Source organism: Streptomyces vietnamensis (genome assembly GCF_000830005.1).
GTDB lineage: Bacteria > Actinomycetota > Actinomycetes > Streptomycetales > Streptomycetaceae > Streptomyces > Streptomyces vietnamensis.
Genome location: NZ_CP010407.1, coordinates 933,820 through 947,198 on the forward strand (window position 1 = coordinate 933,820; position 13,379 = coordinate 947,198).

12 protein-coding genes are annotated in these 13,379 nt (G+C 74.1%); 5 read left to right on the plus strand and 7 right to left on the minus strand.

The genetic code is table 11. The features are described 5' to 3' along the window. Positions 1–10: 10 nt before the first annotated feature. Entirely contained in the window at positions 11–2,398 is a 2,388-nt protein-coding gene (locus SVTN_RS04025; protein ID WP_041133544.1) for an ATP-binding cassette domain-containing protein, read from the minus strand. A 28-nt stretch (positions 2,399–2,426) separates the two neighbouring features. Further along, positions 2,427–2,666: a DUF5133 domain-containing protein gene (locus SVTN_RS04030; RefSeq protein WP_052498942.1), complete on the minus strand. Its 240-nt coding sequence runs from the start codon at positions 2,664–2,666 to the stop codon at positions 2,427–2,429. Positions 2,667–2,809: 143 nt separating this feature from the next. Between SVTN_RS04030 and SVTN_RS04035 the strand changes: the two genes are divergently transcribed. After that, positions 2,810–3,847, plus strand: coding sequence for an NAD-dependent epimerase/dehydratase family protein (locus SVTN_RS04035; RefSeq protein ID WP_041127825.1), 1,038 nt, complete (start codon positions 2,810–2,812; stop codon positions 3,845–3,847). 115 nt (positions 3,848–3,962) lie between these two features. Here SVTN_RS04035 and SVTN_RS04040 read toward each other — a convergent pair whose 3' ends face one another. Next, positions 3,963–4,829 carry a glutathione S-transferase C-terminal domain-containing protein gene (locus SVTN_RS04040; RefSeq protein ID WP_041127826.1) on the minus strand — a complete coding sequence of 289 codons (867 nt, stop codon included), beginning with the start codon at positions 4,827–4,829 and terminating at the stop codon, positions 3,963–3,965. A gap of 157 nt (positions 4,830–4,986) precedes the next feature. Continuing rightward, positions 4,987–5,139, minus strand: a complete 153-nt coding sequence (locus tag SVTN_RS44710) for a hypothetical protein (protein ID WP_167352193.1) — start codon at positions 5,137–5,139, stop codon at positions 4,987–4,989. 130 nt (positions 5,140–5,269) lie between these two features. Between SVTN_RS44710 and SVTN_RS04045 the strand changes: the two genes are divergently transcribed. The 4 genes from SVTN_RS04045 (at position 5,270) to SVTN_RS04060 (ending at position 9,010) form a co-directional block, all read left to right on the plus strand. Then, complete coding sequence (locus tag SVTN_RS04045; RefSeq protein ID WP_041127827.1) at positions 5,270–5,725, plus strand: RrF2 family transcriptional regulator; 456 nt, start codon at positions 5,270–5,272, stop codon at positions 5,723–5,725. Positions 5,726–5,883: 158 nt separating this feature from the next. Then, the gene (locus SVTN_RS04050; protein ID WP_041127828.1) at positions 5,884–7,203 is read left to right on the plus strand and encodes an acyl-CoA dehydrogenase family protein; all 1,320 of its coding nucleotides are present in this window, start codon (positions 5,884–5,886) and stop codon (positions 7,201–7,203) included. Positions 7,204–7,339: 136 nt separating this feature from the next. Further along, complete coding sequence (locus tag SVTN_RS04055) at positions 7,340–8,212, plus strand: universal stress protein (RefSeq protein ID WP_041127829.1); 873 nt, start codon at positions 7,340–7,342, stop codon at positions 8,210–8,212. Positions 8,213–8,350: 138 nt separating this feature from the next. Next, positions 8,351–9,010, plus strand: coding sequence for a CAP domain-containing protein (locus SVTN_RS04060; RefSeq protein WP_099055158.1), 660 nt, complete (start codon positions 8,351–8,353; stop codon positions 9,008–9,010). Between the two features lie 12 nt (positions 9,011–9,022). Here the strand turns inward: SVTN_RS04060 and SVTN_RS04065 are convergent, their stop codons facing one another. The 3 genes from SVTN_RS04065 to SVTN_RS04075 form a co-directional block, all read right to left on the minus strand. Continuing rightward, positions 9,023–10,648, minus strand: a complete 1,626-nt coding sequence (locus SVTN_RS04065; protein ID WP_041127830.1) for a sigma-70 family RNA polymerase sigma factor — start codon at positions 10,646–10,648, stop codon at positions 9,023–9,025. An 88-nt stretch (positions 10,649–10,736) separates the two neighbouring features. Beyond that, positions 10,737–11,027, minus strand: coding sequence for a hypothetical protein (locus SVTN_RS04070; RefSeq protein ID WP_041133547.1), 291 nt, complete (start codon positions 11,025–11,027; stop codon positions 10,737–10,739). 118 nt (positions 11,028–11,145) lie between these two features. Next, on the minus strand, positions 11,146–13,365 hold the full coding sequence (locus SVTN_RS04075) for an NADP-dependent isocitrate dehydrogenase (RefSeq protein ID WP_041127831.1): 2,220 nt from the start codon (positions 13,363–13,365) through the stop codon (positions 11,146–11,148). Positions 13,366–13,379: the final 14 nt, after the last annotated feature.

A 13,379-nucleotide genomic window follows, 5' to 3' on the forward strand; every position in this document is an offset into this window, starting at 1 on the left:
TTCGCACGGGTCAGGCGCCGACGTACTCCGCGAGGTGCTCGCCGGTGAGGGTGGAGCGGGCCGCGACGAGGTCGGCGGGCGTGCCCTCGAAGACGATCTTCCCGCCGTCGTGGCCCGCGCCGGGACCGAGGTCGATGATCCAGTCGGCGTGCGCCATGACCGCCTGGTGGTGCTCGACGACGATGACCGACTTGCCGGAGTCCACGAGCCGGTCGAGGAGACCGAGGAGCTGCTCGACGTCGGCGAGGTGGAGGCCGGTGGTCGGCTCGTCGAGGACGTAGACGCCGCCCTTGTCCGCCATGTGCGTGGCCAGCTTGAGCCGCTGCCGCTCGCCGCCGGAGAGCGTGGTGAGCGGCTGGCCGAGGCTCAGGTAGCCGAGTCCGACGTCGGCGAGCCGGGCGAGGATGCGCTGCGCGGCCGGGGTGTGGGCCTCGCCGGAGCCGAAGAACTCCTCGGCCTCGGTCACGGACATCGCGAGCACCTCGCTGATGTCCCGGCCGCCGAGGAGGTGTTCGAGCACCGAGGGCTGGAACCGCTTGCCCTCGCAGTCCTCGCAGGTGGAGGAGACCCCGGCCATCATCCCCAGGTCGGTGTAGATGACGCCCGCGCCGTTGCAGGTGGGGCAGGCGCCCTCGGAGTTGGCGCTGAACAGCGCCGGCTTCACGCCGTTGGCCTTGGCGAAGGCCTTGCGGATCGGGTCGAGGAGGCCGGTGTACGTGGCGGGGTTGCTGCGCCGGGAGCCGCGGATCGCGCCCTGGTCGACGGAGATCACCTCCTCGCCTGCGGGGATCGAGCCGTGGACGAGCGAGCTCTTGCCGGAGCCGGCGACGCCGGTGACGACGGTGAGCACCCCGAGCGGGATGTCGACGTCGACGTCGCGCAGGTTGTGCGTGGAGGCGCCCCGGATCTTCAGGGCCCCGGTGGGCGTGCGCACCGACTCCTTGAGGGCTGCCCGGTCGTCGAGGTGGCGGCCGGTGACGGTGCCGGCGGCCCGCAGCCCGTCGACGGTGCCCTCGAAGCAGACGGTGCCGCCCTCCGTACCGGCGCCGGGGCCGAGGTCGACGACGTGGTCGGCGATCACGATCGCCTCCGGCTTGTGCTCCACGACGAGCACCGTGTTGCCCTTGTCGCGCAGTTGGAGCAGCAGGTCGTTCATCCGCCGGATGTCGTGCGGGTGCAGGCCGATGGTGGGCTCGTCGAAGACGTACGTGACGTCGGTGAGCGAGGAGCCGAGGTGGCGGATCATCTTGACGCGCTGTGCCTCGCCGCCGGACAGGGTGCCCGAGGGCCGGTCCAGGGAGAGGTAGCCGAGGCCGATCTCGACGAAGGAGTCGAGGGTCAGCTGGAGGGCGGTGAGCAGGGGCGCCACGGAGGGTTCGTCGAGGCCGCGGACCCAGTCGGCGAGGTCGCTGATCTGCATCGCGCAGGCGTCGGCGATGCTGATCTTCTTGATCTTCGAGGCCCTGGCGCCCTCGCTGAGCCGGGTGCCGTCGCAGTCGGGGCAGGTGGTGAAGGTGACGGCCCGCTCGACGAAGGCCCGGATGTGGGGCTGCATGCCCTCCTTGTCCTTGGCGAGGAAGGACTTCTGGATGCGCGGGACCAGACCCTCGTAGGTCATGTTGATGCCGGCGATCTTCATCCGGACCGGCTCGTGGTGGAGGAAGTCCGCCCGTTCCTTCTCGGTGTACTCGCGGATCGGTTTGTCCCGGTCGACGAAGCCGGACTCGGCGTAGAGGCGGTGGTTCCAGCCGCCGGAGGTGTAGCCGGGAATGGTGAGCGCGCCCTCGGCGAGCGACTTCGAGTCGTCGAAGAGCTGGGTGAGGTCGATGTCGGAGACCGTGCCCCGGCCCTCGCAGCCCGGACACATGCCGCCGGTGCGCTCGAAGGTCGCCTTCTCGGTCTTCCTGTCGCCGCGCTCGACGGTGATCGCGCCGCTGGCGCGGACCGAGGGGACGTTGAAGGCGTACGCGCTGGGCGGGCCGATGTGCGGCTCGCCGAGCCGGCTGAAGAGGATCCGCAGCATCGCGTTGACGTCGGTGGCGGTGCCGACGGTGGAGCGGGGGTCGGCGCCGAGACGCTGCTGGTCGACGATGATCGCGGTCGTCAGGCCTTCGAGGACGTCGACCTCGGGCCGGGCGAGCGTCGGCATGAAGCCCTGGACGAAGGCGCTGTACGTCTCGTTGATCAGCCGCTGCGACTCCGCGGCGATCGTGTCGAACACGAGGGAGCTCTTGCCCGAGCCGGAGACCCCGGTGAAGACCGTGAGCCGGCGCTTCGGGATCTCGATGCTCACGTCCTTGAGGTTGTTCTCGCGCGCGCCGTGCACGCGGATCAGGTCGTGGCGGTCGGCGGCGTGGGGTACGGACGCCTGCTCGTCGGCCCTCGGGGCCCTGCTCATCGTGTCTCCGTCGGTCATGGGAGTCACGCTAGTGGCGGTACGGGGACCAGGCTTCTCGATTCCTGATCTCCTGCGCCGTCACATAGCGCTCCGCGGCGAGGACGGCCTCGCCCGTGGTGCGTTCTCCCATCAGGACGCACAGGGTGTACGCCGTGTCCTCGAAGCGCCGGCGGGCCGACAGGTCGCACGGCCTGTCCCGCACGGTCCGCTCCTGGGCGCGGAAATGCCGGAGCAGCCGGTCGACGGTGTTCCTGTCGGGCAGCAGCATGGCCGTTCTCCTGTCTCCTGAGTCGCTTCATGGTCCCGGTCGTCGGCCGTGTCCGCGACCCGGACGGACACGCTGTGTGAGCGGCGCGTCACCGGGTGGCCGCCGGAGTGCGCCACCGCCGCCCATGCAGGAAGGTCGGAGACATGAATCCGAGCACGATTGCGCGCGTCGTCGTCACGGGCGCCACCGGCAACGTGGGCACGAGCCTGGTCCGGATCCTGTCGCGCGATCCTGGCGTCGGCTCGGTCCTCGGCCTCGCCCGGCGGCGGCCCGGCCTCGACCTCCCGGGGGTGGAGTGGGCCGAGCTCGACCTCTCCCTGGAGGGGGACGGACCCCGGCTCGCGCAGTACCTGTCGGACGCGGACGCGGTGGTGCACCTGGCCTGGCGGTTCGGGCCGACCCACGACCCGGTGGAGACCTGGCGGACCAACGTCCTGGGCTCGGTCCGCGTCTTCGACGCGGTGGCGGCGGCCCGGGTGCCGGTCCTGGTGCACGCCTCCTCGGTGGGCGCGTACTCCCCCGGTCCCGAAGGCGGCCCCCCGGTGTCCGAGGCGTGGCCGACGCACGGGTGGCCGGGCGCCGCGTACACCCGCGAGAAGGCCTATCTGGAGCGGGTCCTCGACACCTTCGAGCGGGACCATCCGATGACCCGGGTGGTCCGGATGCGTCCGGCGTTCCTCTTCAAGGAGGAGTCGGCGAGCGAGCAGCGGCGGATCTTCGCGGGGCGGTTCTTCCCGGGCCAGCTGATGCGGCCCGAACTGCTGCCGCTGCTCCCGGAGTTCGAGGGGCTCCGTTTCCAGGTCCTGCACACCGAGGACGCGGCGGACGCCTACCGCAGGGCGCTGCTGCGGGACGTCCGGGGCCCGTTCAACCTCGCCGCGGATCCGGTGATCGACGGGGCGACGCTGGGCGGGCTGCTGAACGCCCGGCCGGTGAAGGTGCCCGCCGGCGCGGTGCGGGGTGCCCTGTCGGCGGCCTGGCGGCTGCGGCTGGTCCCCGCCTCCCCGGGCCTCTTCGACGCGCTGCGGCACCTGCCGCTGCTCGCCACCGAGCGGGCCCGGCAGGAGCTGGGGTGGGAGCCGGCGGCGAGCTCGCTCGAAGCCCTGGAGGCGTTCCTGCGCGGGGTCCGCGCGGGCACGGGCGACGACACGGCCCCGCTGGCGGGAAACCGCATCGGCTGACGGACCGCACCGGCCGGCGGTGCCCTCGCGGGAGCGGGGACGGCCGCTCACCGGCGACGGCGCCCGACCGTCTCGCGTCCGTCGGCACGGTGCGGCGCCCGGCCGTTCCCGCGTGTCAGCGCGGTGCCGCCGCGGACCAGTCGACGAGCCGTATCGCCGCGCCCGCGGCCTCGCGGCCGCGGCAGTGGGCGCGGTGGCGGTGCAGGAGGGCGTCGATGTCGAGGTGGCGGGCGAACTCGGGGCGGGCGGCGAGGCGCTGGGCGTAGGCCCACAGCGCGGGGTGGCCGGCGACCCGGTCCATGGCGGCGGCGTCGAGGTGCCAGCGGTGGACGGTGTCGAGCTGGACGAGGGTGACCCAGACGTGCACGTCGGCGGCGGTCGGCGCGTCGCCGAGGACGTACGGCCCCCGGGCGAGGCGGCGTTCGAGGGAGCCGAGTGCGGCGAAGAGGACGGTGAGCGGGTCGTGGTGGGCGGCCTCGCCGTCGAGTCCGAGCTCCCCGGCGCGCTGGGCGGCCCGGTTGACGCTCCGCTCGCACAGGTCGGCGATCGCGTCGACGGCGTCGCGGTGCGCCTCGGGCAGCAGGTCGGGTCCTTCGCCCCGGAAGCGCAGGGCGAGGTCCCGGAGGATGTCGGGGACGTGGGTGCTGACGATCCGTCCGGTCCAGCCGTCGCTGAGCACGGGCGCGGCGGCCGGCCCGGTGTAGAGGTGGGCGCTCGCCTCGTACAGCGGGCGGAGTGCGGCGTATCCGCCGTCGGGCGTGTCGGGGGTGCCGGACAGCACGGTGAGCGGGAGCGTGTCGTCGAGTCCGAGCAGGCTGTGGGTGAGGGCGATGCCCAGACACCGGGGGTCGGCCGGGTCGACGTGGAGGCGGTAGCGGTGCGGGACGGCGTAGTGGCCGCTGTTCGCGTCGCGGCCGATCCGGCCGCGGAAGACGGGGACGGCGGAGGCGGGCAGGAGCGAGGACGGGACGACGACGGACATGCTTCTCCCTCGGGGGTGCTCGGTGCTGGGTCGGGCGGCGCGCGACGGCGCGACACGGCGGTGGTCGCACGGGGCCCAAAGGCAGCAGAGGTACGGGAAGGGTGGCGGGCGGACCGCGGCGGGCGCCCGGGACCGTCCCGGGGGCCCGTCCTGCGGATCAGGCCCCGGCGGACGGGCGGACGCCCGGGCGGGGACGGCGACTCGCGGCGCTGCAGACCCGCAGCAGATCGATGTGGCGGCGGGAGGTGAGGGGCAGCGGGCGCGGGAGGGACGCGGCGGGCGAGGTGTCCCTCCGGCCGGTGCGTCCCATGGTTTCCTACCTGTTCGCTCGGTTTTCCCGTCCTCGAGTGTCCGGCGGCTCGCGGACGGCGTCAAGGGTGCGGTACGGGGCGCCGCGCGGGTGCACGGATCCGGTCACGCCCGTGCGGAATAATGCGCGCATGCGCATTTCAGCCAGGGCCGACTACGCGGTGCGGGCCGCCCTCCAGCTCGCCGCAGCCCAGGACGCGGGGCCGCTGAAGGCCGAGGCCATCGCGGTGGACCAGGACATCTCGCACAAGTTCCTGGAGGGCATCCTCGGCGACATGCGCAGGGGCGGCCTGGTGCAGAGCCAGCGCGGCGGTAACGGCGGGTACTGGCTGGCCCGGCCGGCCGAGACGATCTCGGTCGCGGACGTGATCCGCTGCGTGGAGGGTCCGCTGGTGTCCGTGCGCGGGGAGCGGCCGCCGGACCTGTCGTACACGGGGCCCGCCGAGTCGCTGCTCACGCTGTGGATCGCGCTGCGGGCGAGTGTCCGCGGGGTGCTCGGGGTGTCCCTCGCGGAGCTCGCGTCGGCGAAGCTCCCGGCGGAGATCGTCGCGCTCGCGGAGGACCCGGAGGCGTGGACCAACCCCTGACCGCCGGGGTCGGCCTCCCGCCACCTGCGCGGACCTGACCACGTCCCACCCACCGATACGACCTCGTCCAGTCCGTGGACGCCCCTTGGGGCCGGGCGGTCGGCTCTGTCAGTATCCCTACTATTCCAGTGGGGATACTAGGGATCGGGTGAGGTGACGTGAGTACGCCGAGGAAATCGCCGAAGAGACCAGCGATACGCACCGTCTCCGCGCCGGCCGGCAGGTCCGTCGACCGGCCCGCCGACGACGAGATCTGGCCCCGCGTCACCCGCGAGCTGGCCGACGACCTCGCCGTCGACGCCCTCGCCCGCGACCGGGCCGGCAAGGCCCCCTTCGACGAGGTCGGACGCCTCCAGGAGGCCGGGCTGCCCGCCCTCCTCACGGCGCCGGGACCGACCCGGCGGGGCGCGGGCCTGCAGGCCGCCTGCGCGGTCGTACGGGAGATCTCCGCCGCCGACAGCTCCGTGGGCGAACTCCTCGCCCACCACTACGCGTTGTCCTGGAGCAGCCGCTTCTTCGGCCCCGCGCCCGATGCCGGCGACGCGCCCGCCCTCGACGTGTGTACGGCCGAGGAGCACTGGCTGCTCGCCGGCGGCGTCGAGGCACCGCGCACCGAGTCCGATCCGGGCCTCACACTCACCCCCGCCGACGGGCCCGGCGACGACTGGATCCTCGACGGGCGCCGCACCTTCGCCTCGGGCGTGACGGTCGCCGACCGGCTCGTCGTCGGCGCACGGCCCGGCGGCACCGGCGACCTGCTCGTCGTCCTCGTGGACCCGGCCCACCCGGGGGTGTTCACGGACCCCGGTACGGACCGGATCGGTCAGCGCCTGACCGGCGCCGGCACCGTCACCTTCGACCACGTCCCGGTGCCGGCCGGGCACGTCCTCGGGACCCTCCCGCACGACGAGCACGCCGTCGCCCCCTTCACCACCCTCGCCCCCCTCGCCCTGCGGCTGCTGCTCGTCCAGGTCGGTCTCGGCATCGCCGAGGGGGCGCTCGCCGAGGCGCGCGACATCAGCCGCGCCGAGCAGGCGGGGCCCGTCCCCGCCGACCGCCCGGAAGGCCCGTCGGCCTCGGTCGGCGCCGGGGACGACCCGTACCTCCTCCTCGCCTACGGGGAGTTGGCGACCGCCGCGCACGCCGCCGCCGCGGTGGTGGAGCGGGCGACGGACGCCCTCGCCCGGGGACTGCTCGCCGAGCGGTCGCTCGGCCTGGAGGAACGCGCCGACATCGCCGTCCTCGTGGCGGCGGCCGAGACCGTCACCGGCCGGGCGGCCGTCCACATCACCACCCGCATCCTCGAACTCGTCGACGGCACGGCGGGAGCCGACGCCCGGGGCGGCGGACCGGGCTTCGACCGCTTCTGGCGCAACGCCCGCGCGCTCACCGCCCCCACGCAGGCGGCCCACCGGCTCCGCGACATCGGGGACCACTACCTCAACGGCACCCACGCCCGGCTCACCCTGCTGGCCTAGGGGGCGTCGGGCAGGGCCGGAAGGACCGGCATGTCGGGACGTCCGGCCCTCTCGTCGAGCCGCCGATGGGCCCAAGCTGGAGGGAGGAGGGCCCACCGGCCGGCGGGCCCGTCACCGCACCGACGGAGGCAGCCCGATGAGTCGTGAGATCGTCGCAGGAGTGGACGGTTCCCCCGAGAGCCTCGCCGCGGCCGACTGGGCCGCCCGCGAGGCCCTGCACCGGGGCCTCCCGCTACGGCTCGCGCACGCGTGGCGCTGGGAACCCCTCGACATCCCCCTGGCCCAGGACCCCGAGACCCAGCAGCGCGCGGCGTACGCCCTGCTGCGCGAGGCCGAGGCCGCGATCGCCGAGCGCCACCCGGGGCTCGCGCTCACGACCGAGCTGCTCCCCGACACCCCGGTCACCGCGCTGCTCGGCGCCGAGGACCGGGCCGAGCTGCTCGTCATCGGCTCGCGCGGCCACGGCGCCGTCACCGGCTTCCTGCTCGGCTCGTACGGGCAGCAGATCATCGCCGGCGCCACCCGCCCCGTCGTCGCCGTCCGCTCCCGCGACGGCGAGCAGGCCGAACCGCCGTCGGGGTACGTGCTCGTCGGTCAGCACGGCAGCCCGGAGGACAGCGCGGCCGCGCTCGGCTTCGCCTTCGGGACCGCCGCCGCGCGCGGGGCGGCGGTGCGGGCCGTGCGCGCGTGGAGCCTGCCGGCCCTCTACGCGTACAGCCCGGCGTCGATGCGGCTCGCGGACGAGGCCGGCGGGCTCGTCCCGTACGAGGAGAAGGCGCTGCGCGAGGCGCTCGTCCCCTGGCGCGAGCGGTACCCCGACGTGCCGGTGACCGAGCACGTCGAGCTGGGCAGCGCGGGGCAGGTGCTGCTTTCGGGATCGGGCGGCGCCCAGCTCCTGGTGGTCGGCCGGCGCGCCCGGCGCGGGGCCGTCGGGCCGCGGATCGGTTCGGTGGCGCACGCGGCGCTCCACCTCGCGCCCTGCCCGGTGGCGGTGATCCCGCAGGGCTGACAGGCTCGTACGCGGGTTGACGCGCCGCGTTGACGAGGAGTGTCGGGGCGGCCGGGGCCGGAAAGTCTTACCGCCGTCGCCCCGGTGGCTCTCCCGGCGCCGGACCGAACGGCGACCTCGGCGAGAGAGCGGAGCTCCATGCGGCACCACGACCGTCCCGGACACTCGGAACACCCCGACCCCACCGACCGCTTCGCGCGCACCGAGCCCCCCGCCGGGGGCCGGCACCGCAGAGCCGGCGGATCGCGGTGGCACGGCCCGCGCCGTCCGTCCTTCCGCACCGCCGTCACGCTCGCCGGAGCCGCGGCCGTCGTGCTCACGGTGGCGACCGGGATGTACGTGGCCACTCCCGCGACCGGCACGACGGCCGCGGCCGCCGCCCCGGACCGGTCGACGGCGGCGGCGGGGAAGGCCGCGCGGTTCGTGCGGGACGTCGTGGAGCTCGCCAACGCCGAGCGCGAGAAGGCCGGTTGCGGACCGCTCCGCACCGAGGGGCACCTGCGGGCCGCCGCGCAGGGGCACGCCGACGACATGGCCGCCCGCGACTACTACGAGCACCACAGCCCGGAGGGCCGGGACGCGGGCGACCGGATCAGCGGCGCCGGATACGCGTGGGCGGCCTGGGGGGAGAACATCCACCGCGGGCCGAAGACCCCGGAGCGGGCCATGGAGGACTGGATGGACTCCCCCGGGCACCGGGCGAACATCCTCAACTGCTCGTTCAAGGACATCGGCGTCGGGGTGAGCCTGGCCGCCAACGGCCCCTGGTGGGTACAGGACTTCGGCGCGAAACGCTGAGGGTCCCCAGCCTCAGGGAGCGGGGGCGGCCAGCTTCTGCACCCAGATCGTGCCGCCGGGACCGGGCGCCGACGCCACGCCGGTGTCCCGGTACCGGCAGTCGATCATGTTCCGCTCGTGCATCGCGTCGCTCCGCCAGTCCTCGACGACGGTCTCCGGGTCGGCCGCGCCGCGCGCCAGGTTCTCGGCCCAGGCGCTCCAGTCGTATCCGGCGGCGGTGATCCGCGCGTCCGCGAACTCTCCCTCGGGGCTGCTGTGTCCGTAGTAGCCGCGCGCGACCATGTCGCGGGCGTAGCGGCGGGCCGCCTCGACGAGGCGGGGGTCGGTCCGCAGCGGGGCGCAACCGGCCTTCGCCCGGAGCCGGTTGACGAGCGCGGTGACCTGCTCCCCCGGGTCGGGGGGCGGCGTCGGGCGCGGGGTGCGCCGGGGTGTGGGGACGGCGGTCGTCGGCGCGGGGGCGGTGGTGACCACCGGGCTCGGGGAGACGGTGGCCGGGGCGGTCGTCGCGGCCGGCTCGGCGACGGGCCGGTCCGGTCTGACGCGTGCCTGCGGCTCCGGCGGTACGAGGAGGGCGACCGCCCCGAGGACGGCGACGGCCGCGACCCCGGCGACGGCGGCGCGGCGCAGCGGGATCCACCGCCCGGCGGCGTCGGACGCGCCGGGCCCCGGGGACATGCCAGGCTGCGAGGGGTCGCCGGGCCAGGATCCCCCGCTGGCCCCCGGGGACGCGCCCGGCTGCGAGGGGTCGCCGGGCCGGGAGCCCCCGCCGGGCCCCGGAGACACGCCGTGCCCGGAGGACGCGCCCGGCTGCGAGGACGCGTGGGCGGTGTACTCCATCGCCGGGCCGTCCGTGCGCGAGGCCGCGACCGCCAGGGGCGGGACGAGGCCGATGCCGACGAGGAGGCCCTCGACGGGGGCGAGGCCGCTGCGGCCGCTCGCGCGGGAGGTGCAGGCGGCGCAGGTGCGCAGATGGCGGGCGATCCGCTTGCGCCAGAGCGGGGAGGGCCGGCCGTCCCAGGCCGTGAGGATCTCCGTGAGCTCCGGGCACGGCGGCAGCGCGTCCAGGGCGCGGACCACGGCGCGGCCGGTGTCCAGGCGTTCCTTCATCCGCTGGACGCGGACGGCGGCGTGCCGCGGGGGGACGCCGAGGCCTTCGGCGAGCTCGGCGCGGGTGAGCTCGCCGGCGGCCTCCAGCCACCACAGGGCGAGGAGTTCGGCGTCGTCCTCGTCGAGCCAGCGGGTCGCGCGGGCCACGTCGCGGCGCTGCCCGGAGAGGCCGAGGCGGAGGATGGTGAGTTCGGTGAAGTCACCGGCCGGGTCCGCGAGGTCCGCGGCCCGGTCGAGGCCGGGCACGGGCGCCCGCCGGCGCTCGTGCCAGCGGCGCCGTATCCCGTTCATGGCGATGGCGACGAGCCAGGACCGGAAGCGGGAGGGGTCGCGGAGGCCGGTGAGGCCGTCGAGGGCACGGACCATCGTCTCCTGGACGATGTCGTCCGTGTCGGCGTGGCCGTCGAGGGCCCGGCCGACGATGTTGTGGACGAGCGGAAAGTGGTCGCGGACCAGTGTGTCCCTGGCGTCCGCGTCACCCGCCCTGGCCGCCTCCACAAGGGCCGTGGTGCGTCGCTCGTCGCTGTGCATGGATCTGCTCCCTCATCCCTGGACCGAGTCCCCCGTCGTCGGGAGACCCGTGGGCACGGGAGGGATAACACTTTCTTGCGGGCGGCGGCTACCTCGGGGGTACCGGGAGTCTCGGGACCGTGGCCCCGTTCCCCTCCCGGACGGCTGCCACGACGGCGTCGTGCAGCTCTCGGCTCTCCTCCTCCGATCCGCACGGAACGGGACTGCCCGACATGGTGAACCAGTCGGATGCGCCGCTGTACTGCACGGCCACGCGTGCCTCGCGATCGGCGAACGTCGTGTGCACGGTCACATCGCCCGTGAGGACACCCGCCTCGTCGGTCAGCACCCCACCTCGCCCGGTGTAGACACCGGCGGTCGTCCAAGATGCCCAGCTCATGCCCTCCAGGGTCACACCGGTGGGTGAGATGCGCCACCGACGGGACCGCCCCGGTCGGAGGGATTCCGGCCGGGGCGGTACGGGTCGCGCGACGGGGCGGACGACGGTCCGCGCCGGATCAGGCGAGGGACGCGATGGCCTCGTTGAACGTGGCGGACGGGCGCATCACGGCCGCGGCCTTGGCCGGGTCGGGCTGGTAGTAGCCGCCGATGTCGGCCGGGGAGCCCTGGACGGCGATCAGCTCGTCGACGATCTTCTGCTCGTTGGCGGTGAGCGTCTCGGCGAGCGGGGCGAAGGCCTTGGCCAGCTCCGCGTCCTCGGTCTGGGCGGCCAGCTCCTGGGCCCAGTACAGGGCCAGGTAGAAGTGGCTGCCGCGGTTGTCGATACCACCGAGGCGGCGGGTCGGCGACTTGTCCTCGTTGAGGAAGGTGCCGGTGGCGCGGTCGAGGGTGTCGGCGAGGACCTGGGCGCGGGTGTTGCCCGTGCTGGTCGCGAGGTGCTCGAAGGAGGCGGCCAGGGCGAAGAACTCGCCGAGGCTGTCCCAGCGGAGGTAGTTCTCCTTGACGAGCTGCTGGACGTGCTTCGGGGCGGAGCCGCCGGCGCCGGTCTCGAAGAGGCCGCCGCCGGCCATCAGCGGGACGACCGACAGCATCTTGGCGCTGGTGCCCAGCTCCAGGATCGGGAAGAGGTCGGTCAGGTAGTCGCGCAGGACGTTGCCGGTGACGGAGATGGTGTCCTCGCCGCGGCGGATGCGCTCCAGGGAGAACTTGGTGGCCTCGACCGGGGAGAGGATCTTGATGTCCAGGCCCTCGGTGTCGTGCTCCGGCAGGTACTGCTTGACCTTGGCGATGAGCTGCGCGTCGTGGGCGCGGTTCTCGTCCAGCCAGAAGACGGCCGGGGCGCCGGTGGCGCGGGCGCGGGTGACGGCCAGCTTGACCCAGTCCTGGATGGGCAGGTCCTTGGTCTGGCAGGCGCGGAAGATGTCGCCCTCGGCGACCTCCTGCTCCAGGACGACGTTGCCCTCGGAGTCGATCAGGCGGACGGTGCCGGCCTGGGCGATCTCGAAGGTCTTGTCGTGGGAGCCGTACTCCTCGGCCTTCTGCGCCATGAGGCCGACGTTCGGGACGGAGCCCATGGTCGACGGGTCGAAGGCGCCGTGGGCGCGGCAGTCCTCGATGACGGCCTGGTACACGCCGGAGTAGCTGTGGTCCGGGAGGACCGCGAGGGTGTCGGCCTCCTGGCCGTCCGGGCCCCACATGTGGCCGGAGGTGCGGATCATGGCCGGCATCGAGGCGTCGACGATGACGTCGGACGGCACGTGCAGGTTGGTGATGCCCTTGTCGGAGTCGACCATCGCCAGGGCGGGGCCCTCGGCGAGCTCGGCCTCGAAGGAGGCCTTGATCTCGGCGCCGTTCGGGAGGGCGTCGAGGCCGCCCAGGACGGTGCCGAGGCCGTCGTTCGGGGACAGGCCGGCGGCGGCGAGCGCCTCGCCGTACTTCGCGAAGGTGTTCGGGAAGAAGGCGCGGACGACGTGGCCGAAGACGATCGGGTCGGAGACCTTCATCATCGTGGCCTTGAGGTGCACGGAGAAGAGCACGCCCTCGGCCTTGGCGCGGGAGACCTGCTCGCCGAGGAAGGTGCGCAGGGCGGCGGCGCGCATGACGGCGGCGTCGACGACCTCGCCGGCGATGACCTTCAGCGGCTCGCGGAGCTCGCTGACGGTGCCGTCGGCGGCGGCGAACTCGAAGCGGAGGGTGTCGTCCTTGGCGATGACGGTGGACTTCTCCGTGGAGGCGAAGTCGTTCTCGCTCATCGTGGCGACGTTCGTCTTGGACTCGGGGGTCCAGGCGCCCATGCGGTGCGGGTGGGTCTTGGCGTAGTTCTTGACCGAGCCCGGCGCGCGGCGGTCGGAGTTGCCCTCGCGCAGGACCGGGTTGACGGCCGAGCCCTTGATCTTGTCGTAACGGGCGCGGACGTCCTTGTCCTGGTCCGTCTGCGGGTCGTCCGGGTAGTCCGGGAGGGCGTAGCCCTGCGCCTGGAGCTCGGCGATCGCGGCCTTGAGCTGCGGGATGGACGCCGAGACGTTCGGCAGCTTGATGATGTTGGCGCCGGGCGTCTTGGCCAGGTCGCCGAGCTCGGAGAGGGCGTCGGCGATGCGCTGGCCCTCCTCCAGGAACTCGGGGAAGACGGCGATGATGCGGCCCGCGAGGGAGATGTCACGCGTCTCGACCGTGACGCCGGCCTGCGAGGCATACGCCTGGACCACGGGCAGGAACGAGTACGTCGCCAGGGCGGGCGCCTCGTCAGTGTGGGTGTAGATGATGGTCGAGTCAGTCACCGGGTGCTCCGCTC

What these genes read in the sequence shown, in the direction of transcription:
- SVTN_RS04040 (WP_041127826.1), bottom strand. Translation starts at nt 4,829, where the DNA reads ATGTCCGTCGTCGTCCCGTCCTCGCTCCTGCCCGCCTCCGCCGTCCCC.
- SVTN_RS04065 (WP_041127830.1), bottom strand. Translation starts at nt 10,648, where the DNA reads ATGCACAGCGACGAGCGACGCACCACGGCCCTTGTGGAGGCGGCCAGG.
- SVTN_RS04055 (WP_041127829.1), top strand. Translation starts at nt 7,340, where the DNA reads ATGAGTCGTGAGATCGTCGCAGGAGTGGACGGTTCCCCCGAGAGCCTC.
- SVTN_RS04070 (WP_041133547.1), bottom strand. Translation starts at nt 11,027, where the DNA reads ATGAGCTGGGCATCTTGGACGACCGCCGGTGTCTACACCGGGCGAGGT.
- SVTN_RS04025 (WP_041133544.1), bottom strand. Translation starts at nt 2,398, where the DNA reads ATGAGCAGGGCCCCGAGGGCCGACGAGCAGGCGTCCGTACCCCACGCC.
- SVTN_RS04035 (WP_041127825.1), top strand. Translation starts at nt 2,810, where the DNA reads ATGAATCCGAGCACGATTGCGCGCGTCGTCGTCACGGGCGCCACCGGC.
- SVTN_RS04060 (WP_099055158.1), top strand. Translation starts at nt 8,351, where the DNA reads ATGCGGCACCACGACCGTCCCGGACACTCGGAACACCCCGACCCCACC.
- SVTN_RS04030 (WP_052498942.1), bottom strand. Translation starts at nt 2,666, where the DNA reads ATGCTGCTGCCCGACAGGAACACCGTCGACCGGCTGCTCCGGCATTTC.
- SVTN_RS44710 (WP_167352193.1), bottom strand. Translation starts at nt 5,139, where the DNA reads ATGGGACGCACCGGCCGGAGGGACACCTCGCCCGCCGCGTCCCTCCCG.
- SVTN_RS04045 (WP_041127827.1), top strand. Translation starts at nt 5,270, where the DNA reads ATGCGCATTTCAGCCAGGGCCGACTACGCGGTGCGGGCCGCCCTCCAG.